This is a genomic window from Ensifer sp. GW823-FHT05D09 (assembly GCF_058795755.1).
Genome location: NZ_JBXAIA010000002.1, coordinates 56,678 through 74,293, shown reverse-complemented (window position 1 = coordinate 74,293; position 17,616 = coordinate 56,678). Strand labels below are relative to the sequence as shown.

Here is a 17,616-nt window from a genome sequence, read left to right as displayed (position 1 = left end):
GCCGTAGCGGCAGGCGCCTAACGTAGCGTTAGGCGGCAAGCTTCAGGCCGGCAATACCGGTGACGATCAGCGCAATGCAGCCGAGACGGACAAAGGTCGCCGGTTCGGCAAAAAGAACGATGCCGAGGATGACGGTGCCAACAGTGCCGATACCGGTCCAGACGGCGTAGGCTGTGCCGAGCGGCAGGGTTCTGACAGCAAGGCCAAGCAAGGCGATGCTGACAACCATCGATCCAGCGGTCAGGACCGTTGGCACCAACCGCGTAAAGCCTTCAGTGTATTTGAGACCGATTGCCCAACCGATTTCGAGGATGCCGGCAAGAAAGAGGATTAACCAGGCCATTTCAAACTCCTAGAGAGTGGAGCGAGGCCGTCCCCGCGGATGTTCGGTATCCAATACCGTGCAGCCGTCTGCAACACGGTCTCTATCTCACGGTTCGCGGGCGACAGCAAGATATGCCGCGGCAAACCAGCCCTGCACGACCGGCAATGCTTGGTTCTTTCCAAAGTTGAATCGGCTTTCGGCCTAAAGATACTTGGGAACGGAGATGGAGCGCCCCGAGCATTCCGTCTTGGACCGTATCGCCCTTGTCTGTTAGCTTCGCTCGCGCCGCAGCTTTGCCCACCATTCCAATCGTTTGCGGATCTCGCGCTCGAAGCCGCGCTCGGGCGGATCGTAGAAAGTCCTGCGCCCCATCTTTTCCGGGAAATAGTCCTGGCCAGAAAACGCATCCGGCTCGTCGTGGTCATATCGGTAGCCGTCGCCGTAACCCTCGCCCTTCATCAGCTTGGTCGGTGCGTTGAGAATATGCTTCGGTGGCAGCAGAGAACCGTTTTCCTTGGCCGCCCGCATGGCGGCCTTATACGCCGTGTAAACGCCATTCGATTTCGGCGCTGTCGCGAGATAGACGCAGGCCTGGGCGAGCGCCAGCTCTCCTTCCGGCGAGCCGAGGTAATCGTAGGCGTCCTTGGCGGCATTGCAGATTGCCAGCGCCTGGGGATCTGCAAGGCCGATATCTTCCACCGCCATGCGAACGAGGCGCCTTCCGAGATAGAGCGGGTCCTCGCCGGCATCGAACATCCGGCAGAGATAGTAGAGGGCTGCGTCCGGGTCGGAGCCGCGCACCGATTTGTGCAACGCTGAGATCAGGTTGTAGTGACCGTCCTGGCCCTTGTCGTAGACAGGCGCTCGCCGCTGCACGATGCGCTGCAGCGCTTCGACGTCGAAGATCTCGTCGCGTCGCGCCGCACGCCAGACTTCTTCGGCCAAAGTCAGCGATGCCCTGCCGTCGCCATCTGCCATGCGAATGAGGCTTGCTCGGGCGTCCGCGTCGAGCGGCAGCGGCTTGCCTTCCGTTTCTTCCGCGCGCTTCAGCAATTCCTGCAGGCTCTCTTCGCCATGCGGCTTGAACGTCAGAACGCGAGCGCGCGACAAGAGAGCGGCGTTGAGTTCGAAGGATGGGTTCTCCGTCGTTGCCCCAACCAGAATGACCGTGCCGTCTTCCATGCCAGGCAGGAAGCTGTCCTGCTGCGCACGGTTGAAACGGTGGATCTCGTCGACGAACAGCAAGGTCTGCCGGCCAGACATCCGCCGTGCCCTCGCCGATTCGAAAACCTTCTTGAGATCTGCGACACCGGAAAAGATCGCCGAGATCTGCTCGAAAGCCAGCCCCGCCTCGCCCGACAGCAATCGCGCAACCGTCGTCTTGCCGGTACCGGGCGGCCCCCAGAAGATCATCGAGCCGAGCGATCCCGATGCGATCATGCGCGTCAGCACGCCGTCCTCGCCCGTCAGATGTTCCTGGCCGGTGACTTCGGACAGCGTGCGTGGACGCAGACGATCGGCAAGCGGCCTTGCCGAGGTCATTTCCGGCGGTTCCGAGGAGGAGAAGAGGTCACTCATCGGAAGAACTGACGAATGATCTGGCCGTCACGCTCAATTTCAACGCGCCAGAAGGAGGCACCCTCGCCCATGACGCTTTCCAGCGTCTTCGAGCTGTCGATCGCAGCTCCATTGACGGACCGGATGATATCCTTCGGCGCCAGGCCGATGCGTGCGGCGGGCGAGCCGCGGTTGATTTCGGTCACGACGACACCCTGCAACGAGGTCGACAGGCGCAGCTCCTCGGCCAGTCGAGGCGAGAGATTTGCGACAACTGCACCGGCAAACGGATTGCGGCCCTCAATAAGCCGTTCATCACGCGGCGACGTCTCCGGTGCCCGGTTGAGCTTCAGGCTGACATCGTGCGGCTTGCCGTTTTCCGAAACCGTGACGCGCGCCTCATGGCCGATGCCGACGGTGGTCAAGCGATAGCCAAGAGCGTCGGGATGTTCGACGGCGATACCATTGACGGCCGTGATCACCTGCCCCGGCTTGATCCCGGCCGAGGCCGCCGGCCCACCATTGATAACGGCGGTCACGAGCGCACCACGCGCACGATCGAGCCCGAGCGCTTCTGCGACTTCCGATGTCACAGGCTCAAAAGACGCGCCGATGAATGGACGCACGAACGAGCCATTGCCGCCCTCGGCGGATGCGACAAAAACCTTCACCAGATTGGCCGGAATGGCAAAGCCGACGCCGTTGGAGCCGCCACCCTTGGAGAAGATTGCGGTATTGATGCCGATCAACGCGCCGTTCATGTCGATCAGGCCGCCGCCGGAATTGCCGGGGTTGATGGCCGCGTCCGTCTGGATGAAGAAGCCGAAATCGCCCGACGACACCTGATTGCGCGCAAGCGCCGAAACGATGCCGCTGGTTACGGTCTGGCCGACGCCGAAGGGATTGCCGATCGCCAGCACGATGTCGCCGACCTCGACCGCGTCGGAATCGCCAATCGGAATGACGTCGAACGGCCCATCGGACTGGATCTTCAGCACCGCGAGATCGAGGCGATCATCCTTGAGCATGATCTTGCAGGGATATTCACGGCCATCGGCGAGCGCCACCTTGATGTCGTCGGCGCCTTCGATCACGTGATTGTTGGTGACGACGATGCCGTTCTTGCCGACGATCACCCCGGAACCGAGCGATGACTGCTTCTCGCTGCGGTTTGGCATGCGCTGCCCGAAGAACTCCTCGAAGAAAGGATCGCCCGAGAAGATCGATCGACGCTCTACCACGCGCTCGGCATAGACATTGACCACAGCGTTCGCTGTCTGTTTGACCAGCGGCGCGAAGGAAAGCTGCATTTCCGTGCGCGATTGCGGCACGGTCTTCGCATCCTGAGCAATTGCCGGACAGGACAGAGAGACAGCAAGAACGAGCGTTGCAAGCGCTCTTGAACCAAAGATCATATGACGCATTCTCCTATTCGTCGCGGCTACGTTCAGATAGGATTTCGCAGGAAAAAAGGCAAACGTCGCCAAGACATACGCAAATCAGTTGGCATCACGCGCAACGCACGAAAACGTGGTTATCCGCCTCTTTCTCAGTGATCGAAACTCTGGTCAGTTTGAGCAGACAAGACCCACACCTTCAAAGCGGAAAAGATCATGCCGGCCTATCGTCCACCGAGAATCGCATCATCCGAAATCACACCGGAGGGCTGCTTTCTTTCACGACGCACTTTTCTGGCAACGACTGCTGGCGCCCTGCTAGTCGCCGGCGCGGGTGCTGCCCAGGCGGCCGCCCTTGCGGCACCAAAAGGCAAATACACCGTCGACGAAGATCTGACACCGGAAGCCGACGTCACGGGCTACAACAATTTTTACGAATTCGGGACCGGCAAGGCCGATCCTGCCGCAAATTCGGATGCATTCAAGCCGACGCCGTGGACCGTGAAAGTCGACGGTCTCGTCGCCAAGCCGAAGGAGTTCGGGCTGGAGGAGCTTGTGGCGCTTCCACTTGAGGAACGTGTCTATCGGATGCGGTGCGTCGAAGCCTGGTCGATGGTCATTCCGTGGACAGGATTTCCGCTCGCAGCACTCCTCGACAAGGTCGAGCCGCTTGGTAGTGCCAAGTACGTCTCGTTCGAAACCGTGGTGCGCCCGGAGCAAATGCCCGGCCAATCCGGCTTCTTCCAGCCGCTGCCCTGGCCCTACCGCGAAGGCCTGCGCCTCGACGAGGCCCGTCACCCGCTGACCATTCTCTCGGTCGGCGTCTATGGCAAGACGCTGCCCAACCAAAACGGCGCCCCAATCCGGCTCGTCACCCCCTGGAAATACGGCTTCAAGGGTATCAAGTCGATCGTGCGGATCTCGCTGACGGAGACACCCCCACCCTCGACCTGGAACCTCTCGGCGCCGACCGAATATGGCTTTTACGCCAATGTGAACCCCGCCGTCGACCATCCGCGCTGGAGCCAGGCGACAGAAAACAGGATCGGCGGCGGCGGCTTCTTCGGCGCCAATCGGCGCGACACGCTGCCCTTCAACGGCTATGCGGACGAAGTCGCTGGCCTTTATGCCGGCATGGACCTGAAAGCGAATTTCTGACCATGGCCAAACTGCCAGCCCTGCCAAAACGCTTCCACACGGCGTCCGTCTGGGCACTGTACGGGCTCGGTCTCTGTCCGGCGCTTGCTGCCTTCTATCTCGGCGCGACCGGGCGGCTTCCGGGAAATCCGGTCAAGGAATTCGAGCATCTGCTGGGCATTTGGGCGCTGCGCTTTCTGGTCGCCACGCTGGCGATCACCCCGATCCGCGACCTCTTCGGGATCAACTGGCTTCGCTATCGGCGCGCGCTCGGGCTGCTCGCCTTCTACTACGTCGCCATGCACTTCCTGGCCTATTTCCTGCTCGACCAGGTCTTGAACATCCCCACCATCATCGCCGACATTGCTCGGCGCCCGTTCATCACCATCGGGATGGCCGGTCTGGTGATGCTCATCCCGCTGGCGTTGACATCGAACAATTGGTCGATCCGACGCCTTGGCAGCCGCTGGAACCAGTTGCACAAGCTCGCCTATGTCATCGCTGCGGCGGGTGCATTGCATTTTGCCATGTCGGTGAAGGTAGTCGGTCTCGAGCAGATGACCTATCTCGCGCTCGTCGCCTTGCTTTTGGGATGGCGGCTGGTGCGAAAGCCCTATCTGAAGCGCAAACGGCAGGCCAACCCGCCGCACCGACACGCAAAGGATGCCGTAGCGTAGGCGGTACCCTGCTGAACCTTGAACAAGATGCGTCATGCCGTATCGAAGACTGCCGCCATGACGGGACGGCCGCTTCGCGCCAATTGCGGTCATCAATCGGCCATGCGAATGTCCATTCTTGTATTTAGTCGTTTAATTGGGGCATTCGCGTGTCGAATATTTACCTGTTGCGGCATGGTGAAACCGTTTGGAATACACTCGGGAGGTTTCAGGGCCAAAAGGACTCGTCACTTACTCCTCGCGGTATCGATCAGGCAGATTTCGTCGCAAGAATTCTCTTTCACGAGATCGCTGATGCCGCTCAGTCGTCCGTGATGCAAGTCAGTCCCCTTGGCAGAACTCGCGAGACCGCGCGCAGGGTTCAACGTGTGCTTTCCGTCCCAAGCAGCGAAGATGCCCGGCTCATGGAGGTCACGCTTGGCTCATGGGACGGGATGACCACATTTGAGATCAACTCAGAGTTCCCCGGCTATCTCGACGGTTCCGATGCTTTCGATTGGTATTTCAAATCACCTGATGGTGAGAACTTCGACCATGCTTGCAACCGTGCGAAAGCATGGATTGCGGATATCGGGCGTCCGACGATAGCGATATCGCACGGGTTGTTCGGGCGAATTATCCGAGGCGTCTACGCAGGCCTATCGAAACGAGAAATGCTGGAACTCCCGGTCCCGCAAGACGGCTACTATCGTCTCCATGACGGTGTATTTTCCTTCGTCGACGGTTTATGTGTGCCAGCCTCGATATGAGGCCTATTGGCCTCTTGGGGCCAACAGAAGCCGTCGGGCATAGATGGCCCTGTCGGACAATTCCGCTGCAAGAGACCCTCGACCTGGCACTGTCTGTGGCCGTTGATCACGGCGGCAGGCGTGCTGGTTACATTCGCAAGCGGATCGGCGGCGCAGTGTCTATACGTCCCGATCAGCGAGGCTGATGGTCTGGCTGCAAGACGCGGCCTCACCGAATGATGGGACATAAAAAAGCGGCCGGGTGACGAACACCCGGCCGCTTTCAATTCAATCAGCCTGAAATAATCAGGCTGCTTCTGCGGCGTCAGCTTCAGCTGCGACGCGAGCGCGATCCTTCGCACCCTTTGCATCGGTGTCGCGGTCAACGAATTCGATGACAGCGAGAGCAGCGTTGTCGCCCTGGCGGAAGCCAGCCTTCATGATGCGCAGGTAGCCGCCGTTGCGGGTGGCGTAGCGCGAAGCGATCGTGTCGAACAGCTTGGCAACGACAACAGCGTCGCGGATCTGCGAGATCGCCTGACGACGAGCATGCAGGTCGCCGCGCTTGCCGAGGGTGACGAGCTTTTCAACGATCGGGCGGATTTCCTTAGCCTTCGGCAGGGTCGTAACGATCTGCTCGTGCTCGATCAGCGAAGCTGCCATGTTGGCAAACATCGCCTTGCGGTGGCTGGCGGTTCTATTCAGCTTGCGGCCGGCTTTACCGTGGCGCATTGCTATTCTCCTTCACTTGCAGGCATCTGCCCGCAGTCTAATGGTTAGTATTGGTCTTCGTAACGCTTGGCGAGATCTTCGATGTTCTCAGGCGGCCAGGACGGCACTTCCATGCCGAGGTGCAGGCCCATGGAAGCGAGAACTTCCTTGATTTCGTTCAGCGACTTGCGACCAAAATTCGGCGTGCGGAGCATTTCTGCTTCGGTCTTCTGAATGAGGTCGCCAATGTAGACGATGTTGTCGTTCTTCAGGCAGTTGGCCGAACGGACGGAAAGCTCCAGTTCGTCGACCTTCTTGAGAAGCGCCGGGTTGAAGGCGAGTTCGGTGACAGCCTCTTCCTCTGCTTCCTTCTGCGGCTCGTCGAAGTTGACGAAAACCGACAGCTGGTCCTGAAGGATACGGGCCGCAAACGCGATCGCATCTTCACCGGTGACGGAACCGTCCGTCTCGATGGACATCGTCAGCTTGTCATAATCAAGAACCTGGCCTTCGCGGGTGTTTTCCACCTTGTACGAGACCTTCTTGACCGGCGAGTACAGGCTGTCGACCGGGATGAGGCCGATCGGAGCATCTTCCGAACGGTTGCGGTCAGCCGGAACGTAGCCCTTGCCGTTGTTGACGGTGAACTCCATGCGGATTTCAGCGCCCTCGTCGAGGGTGCAGATCACATGGTTCGGGTTGAGGATTTCGATGTCGCCAACCGTCTGGATGTCACCGGCGGTTACAACGCCCGGACCCTGCTTGCGCACAACCATGCGCTTTGCGTCGTCGCCATCCATCTTGATGGCGATTTCCTTGATGTTGAGCACGATGTCCGTCACGTCTTCCCGGACGCCCGGGATAGAGGAGAACTCATGCAGGACGCCGTCGATCTGCACCGCGGTGACAGCAGCACCGCGAAGCGACGACAACAGCACGCGACGAAGCGCGTTGCCGAGCGTCAGACCAAAGCCGCGTTCAAGCGGTTCCGCGACCAACGTTGCCTTGGTGCGGCCCGAGGAGATGAACTCCACCTTGTTCGGCTTGATCAGTTCCTGCCAATTTTTCTGGATCATGTTTTGTGCCTTCCGTTCGTTGTCACCATCCAATCGTGACAACCGAGCCCCGAAGTCCGGGAGCGCGCCGAAGCGCCCTCACCGGCATTTTGAACGCAAATGATCAGACGCGGCGCTTCTTGCGCGGGCGGCAACCGTTGTGCGGGATCGGGGTCACATCGCGGATCGAGGTGATCATGAAGCCCGCTGCCTGCAGTGCGCGAAGAGCGGATTCACGACCGGAACCTGGGCCGCAAACTTCGACTTCAAGCGACTTCATGCCGTGTTCCTGAGCCTTCTTGGCGCAGTCTTCAGCGGCGATCTGAGCGGCAAACGGGGTCGACTTACGCGAGCCCTTGAAACCCTTCGCACCGGCAGACGACCAGGCAATTGCGTTGCCCTGTGCGTCGGTGATGGTGATCATGGTGTTGTTGAACGACGAATTGACGTGCGCTACGCCAGACGTGATGTTCTTGCGTTCGCGACGGCGAACGCGGGTGGCTTCCTTGGCCATAGGATCCCTTTCTTAGATCTCTGCACCGCCGTAATTCCAGCGGCTCCACCGGGAAAGGAATTTTCGTCCCCTGCCCTGCTTCTTCAGTTTCATCCAGGACCGGAGGAACCGGCCCTGCAGGTATTTCACGAAACCGGTCTGGCTCCGCGACGGTCGGGCATCGCCCTTCCCAAACTGCAAAAGGAGGCCGGCGCGTGCGCCAGCCTCCCAATCTCCCTATTCGGGAAATTACTTCTTCTTACCGGCGATCGCCTTTGCCGGACCCTTGCGGGTACGGGCATTGGTGTGGGTACGCTGACCGCGTACCGGCAGGCTGCGGCGATGACGCAGGCCGCGGTAGCAGCCCAGATCCATCAGACGCTTGATGTTCATCGACGTGTCACGACGCAGGTCACCTTCAACCTGGTAGTCGCGGTCGATCGTTTCGCGGATCTGAAGAACTTCAGCATCCGTCAACTGATGCACGCGGCGATCAGCCGGAATACCGACCTTCTCGACGATTTCCTGTGCGAATTTCGGTCCGATCCCGTGAATGTAGGTCAGCGCGATAACAACGCGCTTTGCCGTCGGGATGTTGACGCCAGCGATACGTGCCACGTCTATTCTCCTTGCGTTCCAGTTGCCATCCGGCAATAGGTGCTTCGTTACGCGACCTCAAGAGCCGCACGTTGATTGAGGTTCGAGACACGTCAAAAACGACCGTACCCGGACTTCGTTTCGTTGAAGACCGCGCCGATCGCTCCCATGTCGCGAGTTGGCGCTGTCTTTGGCGGAATCAGCCGGAAAAGTCAACTCCCCGGCGGTTCCTTTTCGGCAAAGACCCAGGGTCTAAGCCAGAATCTTCTCGATCTGTGCTGTCACGGCGTCCACATCGGCCATGCCATCAATCGTCTTCAGCTCACCAGTGCCGGCATAGTGCTCCGACAAAGGTGCGGTCTTTTCGCGATATTCCGTAAGCCGACGCTTGAAGGCTTCCGGATTGTCGTCCGATCTAACCGAGCCACCCGCAGCGATGGTTTCCGCTACGCGATTCTCCATGCGCTTTACAAGCGCCGTCTCGTCGACCTTGAGCTCGATCACGGCGTCGAGCTTCAAGCCCTTGCCTTTGAGCATCTGGCCGAGAGCGACCGCCTGCGGAACCGTGCGCGGATATCCATCGAGGATAAAGCCGTTGGCACAATCCGGCGCATCGATCCGGTCCGACACGATCTCATTGACGATCGCATCAGAAACGAGCTGGCCGGCGTCCATGACAGCCTTGGCCCGCTTGCCGACTTCGGTCGCCTGGGCGACGGCCGCCCGCAACATGTCACCTGTGGAAAGCTGCGGAATACCGTACCTCTCCGTCAGAAGCTTGGCTTGCGTCCCCTTGCCAGCTCCGGGCGGTCCCAAAAAAATCAGTCTCATCGTCCCCTCTTCCCTCCGCGCAGCTTCGACTTCTTGATCAGCCCCTCATACTGCTGAGCAATGAGGTGACCCTGGATCTGTGCTACCGTATCAAGGGTAACGCTGACAACAATCAAAAGCGACGTACCACCAAGGTAGAACGGCACGCCGGTCTGCGCGATGAGAATTTCAGGCAGAATGCAGACGAAGATCAGGTAGATCGCGCCGAGCACGGTGATGCGCGTCAGGACGTAATCGATGTATTCGGCGGTGCGCTCGCCCGGACGGATGCCCGGAATGAAGCCGCCGTGCTTCTTCAGATTGTCGGCCGTGTCCTTCGGATTGAAGACGATGGCCGTGTAGAAGAAGGCGAAGAACGCGATCATGCCGCCGTAGAGCACCATGTAGAGCGGCTGGCCGTGGCCGAGCGCGCTGACGATCGACGTCGCCCAGCCGGGCAGCGTCGCGGTGTTGGCAAAGCCAGCAAGCGTTGCCGGCAGCAGCAGCAGCGACGACGCGAAGATCGCCGGGATGACGCCCGCGGTGTTGAGCTTCAGCGGCAGGTGCGAGGTGTCGCCCTGGAACATGCGGTTGCCGACCTGGCGCTTCGGATACTGGATCAGAAGCCGGCGCTGGGCGCGTTCGACGAAGACGATGAGCGCGATAACCGCAACGATCATGACGATGATCGCCAGAATCAGAGGGGTCGACAGCGCGCCGGTGCGGCCGAGTTCGAGCGTGCCGGCAAGAGCCGTCGGCAGATGGGCGACGATACCGGCAAAGATGATCAACGAGATGCCGTTGCCGATACCGCGCGACGTAATCTGCTCGCCGAGCCACATCAGGAACATCGTGCCGCCAAGCAGCGAGATAACCGTGGAAATGCGGAAGAACCAGCCCGGATCGTTGACGAGGCCGTTGCCGCTCTCGAGGCCGACGGCAATGCCATAGGCCTGCATGACGCCGAGAAGCACCGTGCCGTAGCGGGTGTACTGGTTGATGATCTTGCGACCCTGCTCGCCTTCCTTCTTCAGCTGTTCCAGCGCCGGAACGACGGAGGTCATCAGCTGAACGATGATCGAAGCAGAGATATAGGGCATGATGCCGAGCGCGAAGATCGCCATGCGCTCCACTGCACCGCCCGAAAACATGTTGAAGAGGCCGAGGATACCGCCGCTCTGGCCCTGGAAGGCCTGCGCGAACGCGTCCGGATTGAGGCCTGGCAGCGGGATATAGGTGCCAAGACGGTAGACCAAAAGCGCACCAAGCGTGAACCACAGTCGTTTCTTCAGATCTTCCGCCTTGGCGAAAGTCGAGAAATTCAGGTTCGAGGCGAGCTGTTCCGCTGCAGAAGCCATGCAATTCTCCGCGTACCAAATCTCGGAATCAGCGGGAGTACCCTGTCCGTTCCGGAAGGACTAACTTTTCGTCTTGAAAACCGGACGCGAGGCGATTGTGTCTGCAATCGGATGCCTCACCGTGGTTTCCGCTATGTCCGCCGAGGCGAGCGATTCGCCATCGCGGACGTGAGGCTCACATATGGGAGCAAAACCGCCCGGAGTGAAGCACCCCGGGCGGTTGATCAGTAATATTATTCGGCAGCAGCCGAAAGCAGCTTGATGGAGCCGCCAGCCTTTTCGATCTTTTCGATCGCCGACTTGGAAGCGCCTGCAACTTCGAGCGAGATCTTCGCCTTCAGTTCGCCATCGGCCAGCACGCGAACGCCGTCCTTTTCGCGACGGATCACGCCGGCAGCCTTGAGAGCTGCTGCATCGACGGACTTCGAAGCGTCAAGCTTCTTGGCGTCGATTGCCGTCTGGATGCGGCCGAGCGACACGACAACAAACTCCGAAGCGAAGATGTTGTTGAAGCCACGCTTCGGCAGACGACGGTAGATCGGCATCTGGCCGCCTTCGAAGCCGTTGATGGCAACGCCCGAACGAGCCTTCTGACCCTTCACACCGCGACCGGCAGTCTTGCCGGAGCCGGAGCCGATGCCGCGGCCAAGACGCTTGCGGTTCTTGGTCGAGCCTTCGTTGTCCTTGATTTCATTCAGTTTCATGAGCTTATCCCCCTCACTTCTCGTCGACGACGCGAACGAGGTGCTGGACCGACCGGATCATGCCGCGAACAGCTGGGGTATCTTCCAGCGTGCGAACCCGGTGCATCTTGTTGAGGCCCAGGCCGATAAGCGTCTGACGCTGTACGGCCGGACGGCGAATGGGGCTACCGATCTGCTCGACGGTAACCGTCTTCGCAGCGTTTTCTTTCTTAGCCATCTGTCAGCTCCCTTATTCTTCGGAAGCAGCGCCGGAGGAAACACGACGAGCCTGGAGCGTGGCGTACTTCATGCCGCGCTGAGCTGCGATGTCCTTCGGGTGCATCTGGTTCTTGAGGGCGTCGAACGTTGCACGAACCATGTTGTACGGGTTCGACGAGCCGGTCGACTTAGCGACGACGTCATGAACGCCGAGCGTTTCGAAGACGGCGCGCATCGGGCCACCAGCGATGATACCGGTACCGGCCTTGGCCGAACGCAGCAGCACCTTGCCGGCGCCGTGACGGCCGTGAACGTCGTGATGCAGGGTACGACCACCACGCAGCGGGACGAAGATCAGATCGCGCTTGGCGGCTTCCGTTGCCTTGCGGATGGCTTCCGGCACTTCGCGCGCCTTGCCATGACCGAAGCCAACGCGGCCCTTCTGGTCGCCAACGACGACGAGAGCTGCGAAACCGAAACGACGACCGCCCTTCACCACCTTGGCGACGCGGTTAATTGCTACGAGCTTATCGACAAATTCGCTGTCGCGCTCTTCGCGGTTCTGGCGATCTTCGCGAGAACCCCTTCTTTCCTGTGCCATTGTCCTTTTCCTTTTTCTTTTCCGGGTGCAATCGGCAGATTGACAAAAGTCGCCCCCGTCACATGGATCGGAAGCGACCGGAAACTCATGAAGGTGCCAGGCGGACACAAAGCCCGCCTGGCAACCGATCAGAAGTTCAGACCACCTTCACGTGCAGCTTCGGCCAAAGCCTTGATGCGGCCGTGATAGATGAAGGCGCCACGATCAAAGACAACGTCCTTGACGCCAGCCTTTACGGCGCGCTCAGCGATGAGCTTGCCGACGGCAGCTGCTGCTGCCGCGTCAGCGCCCGTCTTCAAAGACGAACGCAGATCGGTGTCGAGCGTGGAGGCAGACGCAAGCGTCTTGCCGGCCACGTCGTCGATAACCTGTACGTAGATGTTCTTCGACGAGCGATGAACCGACAGGCGCGGACGGCCATTCGCGACCGCCTTGATTTGACGGCGCACGCGGTTGGCGCGACGCACAAGAGTATCTTTCCTGCTAGCCATTTCGCGTGATCCTTACTTCTTCTTGCCTTCTTTGCGGACAATCCGCTCTTCGGCATACTTGACGCCCTTGCCCTTGTAGGGCTCGGGGCCGCGGTATTCGCGGATTTCCGCTGCAACCTGGCCGACCTGCTGCTTGTTGATGCCGGAGACGATGATTTCCGTCGGCTTCGGTACAGCGATCGTGATGCCTTCCGGCGTCTGGTAGACGACGTCGTGGCTGAAACCGAGTGCCAGCTGCAGGTTCTTGCCTTGCAGCGACGCGCGGTAACCAACGCCGTTGATTTCGAGCTTGCGCTCGTAACCGTCCTTGACGCCCTTCAGGATGTTCTCGATCATCGTGCGGGACATGCCCCACTTCGAACGAGCATCCTTGCTCTGGTTGAGCGGCTGTACAACAACCGCATTGTCTTCGAGCGCTACCGATACTTCGTCGTTTGCAACAAAGAACAGTTCGCCCTTAGGGCCCTTCGCCGTTACCTTCTGGCCATCCACGCTTGCCGTGACGCCTGCAGGAACTTGAACGGGCTTCTTACCGATACGAGACATTTTTATACCTGTCTGTTCGCTATGGAGATCATGTTACGTCTTAGAAGACGGAGCAAAGAATCTCGCCACCAACATTCTGTTCGCGTGCCTGATGATCGGCCATCACACCCTTCGGAGTCGAAAGGATGGTGATGCCGAGGCCGTTCGCGACCTGCGGAATGGACTTAACCGAGACATAAACTCGGCGGCCCGGCTTAGAAACGCGTCCGATCTCACGGATTACGGAAGCGCCTTCGTAGTACTTCAGTTCGATGTTCAGCTCGGCCTTGCCGTTGCCAAATACGACTTCAGAGTATCCACGGATGTAGCCTTCAGCCTGAAGGACATCCAGAACACGTGCGCGGAGCTTCGAAGCCGGCGTGGAAACGCTCGACTTGCGGCGTGCCGCGCCGTTACGGATACGGGTGAGCATATCGCCCAGCGGATCAGTCATTGCCATGTGCCCGTCTCCTTACCAGCTCGACTTGACAATACCCGGCACGCGGCCAGAGTTGCCCAGTTCGCGAAGCGCAATACGCGACATGCGAAGTTTACGATAGTAGGCGCGCGGACGGCCCGTAACTTCACAACGGTTGCGGATGCGGGTCTTGGATCCATCACGCGGCAGTTCAGCCAGCTTGATGGTTGCCTTGAACCGCTCTTCGATCGGCAGAGACTGGTTCATGATGATTGCCTTAAGAGCGGCGCGCTTAGAGGCTTGCCCGGCAACCAGTTTGCGGCGGCGCTTGTTCTTTTCAACTGCGCTCGTTTTCGCCATAACAGTTATCCTTCTTTACGCTTGTCGTTACGGATTACTGACGGAACGGGAAGTTGAACTCTGTGAGCAGAGCGCGTGCTTCGTCGTCGTTAGTAGCCGTCGTGCAAACGATGATGTCCATGCCCCACATCTGATCAACCTTGTCGTAGTTGATCTCAGGGAACACAATGTGCTCCTTGACGCCCATGGCGAAGTTGCCACGGCCATCGAAGGACTTCGGGTTGAGGCCACGGAAGTCGCGAACGCGCGGAAGAGCGATGTTCACGAGACGATCCAGGAACTCATACATCCGAACGCCGCGCAGGGTAACCTTGGCACCAATCGGCATGCCTTCGCGCAGCTTGAAGCCAGCGATCGAGTTGCGAGCGCGGGTGATTACCGGCTTCTGACCAGCAATCGCAGCGAGGTCGGCAGCTGCGACGGTCGGCTTCTTCGAGTCGCCAGTCGATTCGCCAACACCCATGTTGATGACGATCTTGTCGAGGCGCGGGATCTGCATTTCGTTGGCGTAGGAGAACTTCTCCTGCATAGCCGCACGAATACGCTCGACATATTCCTTCTTGAGCCGGGGCTCATAAGCGGACTTAGCCATCGATCACTACTCCCGAACGCTTGGCCACGCGGACCTTCTTGTCACCGTCGATCTTGAAGCCGACGCGGGTCGGCTTGCCGTCCTTCGGATCGGCAATCGCGATGTTCGAAAGATGGATCGAGGCTTCCTTGTTGATGATGCCGGCTTCCTGGCTCTGGGTCTGGCGCTGGTGACGCTTCACCATGTTTACGCCACGCACTACAGCCCGATCTTCCTTCGGCATTACCTGTACGACTTCGCCGGTACGACCCTTGTCCTTACCGGTGAGAACGACGACCTTGTCGCCTTTACGAATCTTTTGCATCTCTCAACGCTCCCTTAGAGTACTTCCGGAGCCAGCGAGATGATCTTCATGTGGTTCTTGGCGCGAAGTTCGCGCGGAACCGGTCCGAAGATACGGGTGCCGATCGGCTCTTTCTTGTTATCGATAAGAACGGCTGCGTTTGTGTCAAAACGAATGACGCTGCCATCCGCACGGCGGATGTCTTTCGCGGTGCGAACGACAACAGCCTTCATGACATCACCCTTCTTCACGCGGCCGCGCGGAATGGCTTCCTTGATCGAAACGACGATGATGTCGCCGATCGACGCGTACTTACGCTTGGAGCCGCCCAGCACCTTGATGCACATGACACGACGTGCGCCGGAATTATCCGCCACGTCGAGGTTTGTTTGCATCTGAATCATGTCAGGTCGCCTTCTTGTTGTTACCGGGCCGGTTGGGTCTAGACCCCCTCGCCCGGCTTATTGTGCCTATCTCAAAGCAAAAGAACGCCCGGACTCGAGCGTTCCTTCACTTCAATTGCGTGCTTCATACAGGTATTTGCCCAAGACGCAAGGGTCTCGCGGTCAAATCCCGCAGAAATCAAGCCTGGGCGGCAACCACCGTCCAGCGCTTATCCTTGGAGATCGGCGCGCATTCCTCGATGGAAACAACGTCACCAACCTTGTACTGGTTGTTTTCGTCGTGCGCCTTGTACTTCTTCGAACGGCGGACGGTCTTCTGGAGAATCGGGTGCGCAAAGCGGCGCTCGACCCTTACGACGACGGTCTTGTCGTTCTTGTCGCTGACAACAGTGCCCTGCAGAATGCGTTTCGGCATATTTTGTGGTCCTTAGGCCTTGGCTTCTGCCGCCTTCTGGCGGGCAATTGTTTTGACGCGTGCGATGTCCTTACGGACTTCGTCGATACGCGACGACTTTTCGAGCTGGCCGGTTGCCTTCTGGAAACGCAGATTGAACTGCTCTTTCTTCAGCTTGGCAAGCTCTTCGTTGAGTTGATCGGCGCTCAAAGCGCGAACATCTGCGGCTTTCATGAGATTCACTCCTTACTCTGCGATACGCTGCACGAAGCGCGTCTTGACAGAGAGCTTGGCAGCACCAAGACGAAGTGCCTCACGGGCGAGTTCTTCGCTGACACCATCGATCTCGAACATCATACGACCAGGCTTGACCTTGCATGCCCAGTATTCGACCGAGCCCTTACCCTTACCCATGCGGACTTCGGTAGGCTTGGCTGTGACCGGAACGTCAGGGAACACACGGATCCAGACGCGGCCGGCGCGCTTCATGTGACGCGTGATCGCGCGGCGGGCCGCTTCGATCTCGCGCGCATTGACGCGGTTTGGTTCTTGAGCCTTCAGGCCGAATTCACCAAAGGCAAGATCAGATCCGCCCTTGGCTACGCCCTTGATGCGGCCCTTGAATTGCTTGCGATACTTCGTACGCTTTGGCTGCAACATTTTTTTAATTCTCCGATATTGGCTGCCAGACGCGTGTTACGCGTTTTCGCGACGACGGTCTCTGCTGCTGCCGCCCTGATTGTCACTCTCGATGGCGCGACGCTCGGAGGCCATCGGATCGTGCTCAAGGATTTCGCCCTTGAAGATCCAGACCTTGATGCCGCAGATACCGAAAGCGGTTTCAGCTTCAGACGTGCCGTAGTCGATGTCCGCACGCAGCGTGTGCAGCGGAACGCGACCTTCGCGGTACCATTCGGTACGAGCGATTTCGGCACCACCGAGACGACCGGCGCAGGTGATCTTGATGCCTTCGGCGCCAAGACGCATTGCCGACTGAACAGCGCGCTTCATCGCACGGCGGAAAGCCACGCGGCGCTCGAGCTGCTGAGCGATCGACTGAGCAACGAGGGTTGCGTCAACTTCCGGCTTGCGCACTTCAACGATGTTGAGGTGGGTTTCGGAGTTGGTCATCTCGGAAAGCTTCTTGCGGAGCTTTTCGATGTCTGCACCCTTCTTGCCGATGATCAGACCCGGGCGAGCCGAGTGGATCGTCACGCGGCACTTCTTGTGCGGACGCTCGATCACGACCTTGGCGATGCCAGCGGCCTTCAGCTCTTCCATCAGGTAAGCGCGGATCTTCAGGTCTTCATGCAGAAGCTGACCGTATTCCGCGTTATCAGCGAACCAACGGCTATCCCAGGTCCGGTTGATGCCGAGACGGAAACCGATCGGATTAATCTTCTGGCCCATTATGCAGCCTCCCCTTTGGCTTCCACTTCACGAACGATGATCGTCAAGTGAGAGAACGGCTTCTCAACACGCGATGCACGGCCGCGACCACGAGCGTGGAAGCGCTTCATCACAATCGACTTGCCAACATACGCCTCGGCAACGATGAGCGAATCAACGTCGAGGTCGTGGTTGTTCTCAGCGTTTGCGATCGCGGATTCAAGCGTCTTCTTGACCGTCTCGGAGATCCGCTTGCGCGAGAACTCGAGTTCGGCCAGAGCGCGCTCGACCTTCTTGCCGCGGATCATCGCGGCAACCAGGTTGAGCTTCTGGGGGCTGACGCGGATCGTGCGCGCAATTGCCTGCGCTTCATTATCCTTCAGCCGGCGTTCGGCTTTTGCCTTGCCCATTG

Annotated in this window: 27 protein-coding genes; 3 read left to right on the top strand and 24 right to left on the bottom strand. The window is 59.2% G+C overall.

Going from position 1 to position 17,616, the window contains the following annotated elements; translation table 11 throughout:
* Positions 1-28: 28 nt before the first annotated feature.
* From sugE to AC1Q80_RS06055, 3 genes are all read right to left on the bottom strand, one after another.
* Positions 29-343, bottom strand: coding sequence for a quaternary ammonium compound efflux SMR transporter SugE (sugE, locus tag AC1Q80_RS06065; RefSeq protein ID WP_173419744.1), 315 nt, complete (start codon positions 341-343; stop codon positions 29-31).
* 252 nt (positions 344-595) lie between these two features.
* A complete protein-coding gene (locus tag AC1Q80_RS06060; RefSeq protein ID WP_492359913.1) occupies positions 596-1,903 on the bottom strand; it encodes a replication-associated recombination protein A in 1,308 nt (435 codons plus the stop codon).
* Positions 1,900-3,297 carry a DegQ family serine endoprotease gene (locus tag AC1Q80_RS06055; protein ID WP_492359912.1) on the bottom strand — a complete coding sequence of 466 codons (1,398 nt, stop codon included), beginning with the start codon at positions 3,295-3,297 and terminating at the stop codon, positions 1,900-1,902. Before AC1Q80_RS06055 ends, AC1Q80_RS06060 begins: the two co-directional genes overlap by 4 nt.
* A 198-nt stretch (positions 3,298-3,495) precedes the next feature.
* On the opposite strand from AC1Q80_RS06055, the gene msrP reads away from it, so the two are divergent.
* The 3 genes from msrP (at position 3,496) to AC1Q80_RS06040 (ending at position 5,842) form a co-directional block, all read left to right on the top strand.
* On the top strand, positions 3,496-4,437 hold the full coding sequence (gene msrP / locus AC1Q80_RS06050; protein WP_492359911.1) for a protein-methionine-sulfoxide reductase catalytic subunit MsrP: 942 nt from the start codon (positions 3,496-3,498) through the stop codon (positions 4,435-4,437).
* 2 nt (positions 4,438-4,439) lie between these two features.
* On the top strand, positions 4,440-5,093 hold the full coding sequence (msrQ, locus tag AC1Q80_RS06045) for a protein-methionine-sulfoxide reductase heme-binding subunit MsrQ (RefSeq protein ID WP_492359910.1): 654 nt from the start codon (positions 4,440-4,442) through the stop codon (positions 5,091-5,093).
* A gap of 149 nt (positions 5,094-5,242) precedes the next feature.
* Positions 5,243-5,842 (top strand): histidine phosphatase family protein, encoded by a 600-nt coding sequence (locus tag AC1Q80_RS06040; RefSeq protein WP_492359909.1) that lies wholly within the window; start codon positions 5,243-5,245, stop codon positions 5,840-5,842.
* 285 nt (positions 5,843-6,127) lie between these two features.
* Here AC1Q80_RS06040 and rplQ read toward each other — a convergent pair whose 3' ends face one another.
* The 21 genes from rplQ to rplV form a co-directional block, all read right to left on the bottom strand.
* Entirely contained in the window at positions 6,128-6,553 is a 426-nt protein-coding gene (gene rplQ / locus AC1Q80_RS06035) for a 50S ribosomal protein L17 (RefSeq protein WP_077498418.1), read from the bottom strand.
* A gap of 44 nt (positions 6,554-6,597) precedes the next feature.
* Entirely contained in the window at positions 6,598-7,608 is a 1,011-nt protein-coding gene (locus AC1Q80_RS06030; protein ID WP_025426686.1) for a DNA-directed RNA polymerase subunit alpha, read from the bottom strand.
* Positions 7,609-7,711: 103 nt separating this feature from the next.
* Positions 7,712-8,101: a 30S ribosomal protein S11 gene (gene rpsK / locus AC1Q80_RS06025; protein ID WP_003536496.1), complete on the bottom strand. Its 390-nt coding sequence runs from the start codon at positions 8,099-8,101 to the stop codon at positions 7,712-7,714.
* 228 nt (positions 8,102-8,329) lie between these two features.
* On the bottom strand, positions 8,330-8,698 hold the full coding sequence (gene rpsM / locus AC1Q80_RS06020; RefSeq protein WP_025426685.1) for a 30S ribosomal protein S13: 369 nt from the start codon (positions 8,696-8,698) through the stop codon (positions 8,330-8,332).
* A gap of 231 nt (positions 8,699-8,929) precedes the next feature.
* The gene (locus AC1Q80_RS06015; RefSeq protein WP_173419738.1) at positions 8,930-9,508 is read right to left on the bottom strand and encodes an adenylate kinase; all 579 of its coding nucleotides are present in this window, start codon (positions 9,506-9,508) and stop codon (positions 8,930-8,932) included.
* Positions 9,505-10,845, bottom strand: coding sequence for a preprotein translocase subunit SecY (gene secY / locus AC1Q80_RS06010; RefSeq protein ID WP_065785913.1), 1,341 nt, complete (start codon positions 10,843-10,845; stop codon positions 9,505-9,507). The genes AC1Q80_RS06015 and secY overlap by 4 nt, the downstream gene beginning before the upstream one ends.
* Positions 10,846-11,078: 233 nt before the next feature.
* On the bottom strand, positions 11,079-11,549 hold the full coding sequence (rplO, locus tag AC1Q80_RS06005; protein WP_115420480.1) for a 50S ribosomal protein L15: 471 nt from the start codon (positions 11,547-11,549) through the stop codon (positions 11,079-11,081).
* A 13-nt stretch (positions 11,550-11,562) separates the two neighbouring features.
* The gene (gene rpmD / locus AC1Q80_RS06000) at positions 11,563-11,766 is read right to left on the bottom strand and encodes a 50S ribosomal protein L30 (protein WP_025426681.1); all 204 of its coding nucleotides are present in this window, start codon (positions 11,764-11,766) and stop codon (positions 11,563-11,565) included.
* 12 nt (positions 11,767-11,778) lie between these two features.
* Complete coding sequence (rpsE, locus tag AC1Q80_RS05995; RefSeq protein ID WP_025426680.1) at positions 11,779-12,348, bottom strand: 30S ribosomal protein S5; 570 nt, start codon at positions 12,346-12,348, stop codon at positions 11,779-11,781.
* Positions 12,349-12,476: 128 nt separating this feature from the next.
* Complete coding sequence (gene rplR / locus AC1Q80_RS05990; protein ID WP_025426679.1) at positions 12,477-12,839, bottom strand: 50S ribosomal protein L18; 363 nt, start codon at positions 12,837-12,839, stop codon at positions 12,477-12,479.
* Positions 12,840-12,851: 12 nt separating this feature from the next.
* A complete protein-coding gene (gene rplF / locus AC1Q80_RS05985; RefSeq protein ID WP_053247116.1) occupies positions 12,852-13,385 on the bottom strand; it encodes a 50S ribosomal protein L6 in 534 nt (177 codons plus the stop codon).
* 40 nt (positions 13,386-13,425) lie between these two features.
* Complete coding sequence (gene rpsH, locus AC1Q80_RS05980; RefSeq protein WP_025426677.1) at positions 13,426-13,824, bottom strand: 30S ribosomal protein S8; 399 nt, start codon at positions 13,822-13,824, stop codon at positions 13,426-13,428.
* Positions 13,825-13,836: 12 nt separating this feature from the next.
* The gene (rpsN, locus tag AC1Q80_RS05975) at positions 13,837-14,142 is read right to left on the bottom strand and encodes a 30S ribosomal protein S14 (protein ID WP_025426676.1); all 306 of its coding nucleotides are present in this window, start codon (positions 14,140-14,142) and stop codon (positions 13,837-13,839) included.
* Positions 14,143-14,176: 34 nt separating this feature from the next.
* A complete protein-coding gene (gene rplE / locus AC1Q80_RS05970; RefSeq protein WP_025426675.1) occupies positions 14,177-14,734 on the bottom strand; it encodes a 50S ribosomal protein L5 in 558 nt (185 codons plus the stop codon).
* Positions 14,727-15,038 (bottom strand): 50S ribosomal protein L24, encoded by a 312-nt coding sequence (rplX, locus tag AC1Q80_RS05965; protein WP_025426674.1) that lies wholly within the window; start codon positions 15,036-15,038, stop codon positions 14,727-14,729. Before rplX ends, rplE begins: the two co-directional genes overlap by 8 nt.
* Before the next feature lie 14 nt (positions 15,039-15,052).
* Complete coding sequence (rplN, locus tag AC1Q80_RS05960) at positions 15,053-15,421, bottom strand: 50S ribosomal protein L14 (RefSeq protein ID WP_003536525.1); 369 nt, start codon at positions 15,419-15,421, stop codon at positions 15,053-15,055.
* Between the two features lie 178 nt (positions 15,422-15,599).
* Positions 15,600-15,836 carry a 30S ribosomal protein S17 gene (gene rpsQ, locus AC1Q80_RS05955; RefSeq protein WP_025426673.1) on the bottom strand — a complete coding sequence of 79 codons (237 nt, stop codon included), beginning with the start codon at positions 15,834-15,836 and terminating at the stop codon, positions 15,600-15,602.
* A 12-nt stretch (positions 15,837-15,848) separates the two neighbouring features.
* Positions 15,849-16,049, bottom strand: coding sequence for a 50S ribosomal protein L29 (gene rpmC, locus AC1Q80_RS05950; RefSeq protein WP_025426672.1), 201 nt, complete (start codon positions 16,047-16,049; stop codon positions 15,849-15,851).
* A gap of 12 nt (positions 16,050-16,061) precedes the next feature.
* The gene (gene rplP, locus AC1Q80_RS05945; protein WP_011975175.1) at positions 16,062-16,475 is read right to left on the bottom strand and encodes a 50S ribosomal protein L16; all 414 of its coding nucleotides are present in this window, start codon (positions 16,473-16,475) and stop codon (positions 16,062-16,064) included.
* 36 nt (positions 16,476-16,511) lie between these two features.
* A complete protein-coding gene (rpsC, locus tag AC1Q80_RS05940) occupies positions 16,512-17,225 on the bottom strand; it encodes a 30S ribosomal protein S3 (protein ID WP_053247115.1) in 714 nt (237 codons plus the stop codon).
* Positions 17,225-17,614: a 50S ribosomal protein L22 gene (rplV, locus tag AC1Q80_RS05935; protein WP_112811827.1), complete on the bottom strand. Its 390-nt coding sequence runs from the start codon at positions 17,612-17,614 to the stop codon at positions 17,225-17,227. The genes rpsC and rplV overlap by 1 nt, the downstream gene beginning before the upstream one ends.
* Between the last annotated feature and the right edge of the window lie 2 nt (positions 17,615-17,616).

Bases quoted from the DNA above. Each gene is read 5' to 3' on its own strand.
- rpsK (WP_003536496.1), bottom strand. From the start codon at position 8,101: ATGGCCAAGGAAGCCACCCGCGTTCGCCGTCGCGAACGCAAGAACATC.
- secY (WP_065785913.1), bottom strand. From the start codon at position 10,845: ATGGCTTCTGCAGCGGAACAGCTCGCCTCGAACCTGAATTTCTCGACT.
- rpsE (WP_025426680.1), bottom strand. From the start codon at position 12,348: ATGGCACAGGAAAGAAGGGGTTCTCGCGAAGATCGCCAGAACCGCGAA.
- rplX (WP_025426674.1), bottom strand. From the start codon at position 15,038: ATGCAAAAGATTCGTAAAGGCGACAAGGTCGTCGTTCTCACCGGTAAG.
- rplV (WP_112811827.1), bottom strand. From the start codon at position 17,614: ATGGGCAAGGCAAAAGCCGAACGCCGGCTGAAGGATAATGAAGCGCAG.
- rpsQ (WP_025426673.1), bottom strand. From the start codon at position 15,836: ATGCCGAAACGCATTCTGCAGGGCACTGTTGTCAGCGACAAGAACGAC.
- rpsN (WP_025426676.1), bottom strand. From the start codon at position 14,142: ATGGCGAAAACGAGCGCAGTTGAAAAGAACAAGCGCCGCCGCAAACTG.
- AC1Q80_RS06055 (WP_492359912.1), bottom strand. From the start codon at position 3,297: ATGATCTTTGGTTCAAGAGCGCTTGCAACGCTCGTTCTTGCTGTCTCT.
- rplO (WP_115420480.1), bottom strand. From the start codon at position 11,549: ATGAAACTGAATGAAATCAAGGACAACGAAGGCTCGACCAAGAACCGC.
- rplF (WP_053247116.1), bottom strand. From the start codon at position 13,385: ATGTCTCGTATCGGTAAGAAGCCCGTTCAAGTTCCTGCAGGCGTCACG.
- rplQ (WP_077498418.1), bottom strand. From the start codon at position 6,553: ATGCGCCACGGTAAAGCCGGCCGCAAGCTGAATAGAACCGCCAGCCAC.
- msrP (WP_492359911.1), top strand. From the start codon at position 3,496: ATGCCGGCCTATCGTCCACCGAGAATCGCATCATCCGAAATCACACCG.
- AC1Q80_RS06015 (WP_173419738.1), bottom strand. From the start codon at position 9,508: ATGAGACTGATTTTTTTGGGACCGCCCGGAGCTGGCAAGGGGACGCAA.
- AC1Q80_RS06060 (WP_492359913.1), bottom strand. From the start codon at position 1,903: ATGAGTGACCTCTTCTCCTCCTCGGAACCGCCGGAAATGACCTCGGCA.
- AC1Q80_RS06030 (WP_025426686.1), bottom strand. From the start codon at position 7,608: ATGATCCAGAAAAATTGGCAGGAACTGATCAAGCCGAACAAGGTGGAG.
- rplR (WP_025426679.1), bottom strand. From the start codon at position 12,839: ATGGCTAGCAGGAAAGATACTCTTGTGCGTCGCGCCAACCGCGTGCGC.
- rpsH (WP_025426677.1), bottom strand. From the start codon at position 13,824: ATGGCAATGACTGATCCGCTGGGCGATATGCTCACCCGTATCCGTAAC.
- rpsC (WP_053247115.1), bottom strand. From the start codon at position 17,225: ATGGGCCAGAAGATTAATCCGATCGGTTTCCGTCTCGGCATCAACCGG.
- rplE (WP_025426675.1), bottom strand. From the start codon at position 14,734: ATGGCTAAGTCCGCTTATGAGCCCCGGCTCAAGAAGGAATATGTCGAG.
- rplN (WP_003536525.1), bottom strand. From the start codon at position 15,421: ATGATTCAGATGCAAACAAACCTCGACGTGGCGGATAATTCCGGCGCA.
- sugE (WP_173419744.1), bottom strand. From the start codon at position 343: ATGGCCTGGTTAATCCTCTTTCTTGCCGGCATCCTCGAAATCGGTTGG.
- rpmC (WP_025426672.1), bottom strand. From the start codon at position 16,049: ATGAAAGCCGCAGATGTTCGCGCTTTGAGCGCCGATCAACTCAACGAA.
- rpmD (WP_025426681.1), bottom strand. From the start codon at position 11,766: ATGGCTAAGAAAGAAAACGCTGCGAAGACGGTTACCGTCGAGCAGATC.
- rplP (WP_011975175.1), bottom strand. From the start codon at position 16,475: ATGTTGCAGCCAAAGCGTACGAAGTATCGCAAGCAATTCAAGGGCCGC.
- msrQ (WP_492359910.1), top strand. From the start codon at position 4,440: ATGGCCAAACTGCCAGCCCTGCCAAAACGCTTCCACACGGCGTCCGTC.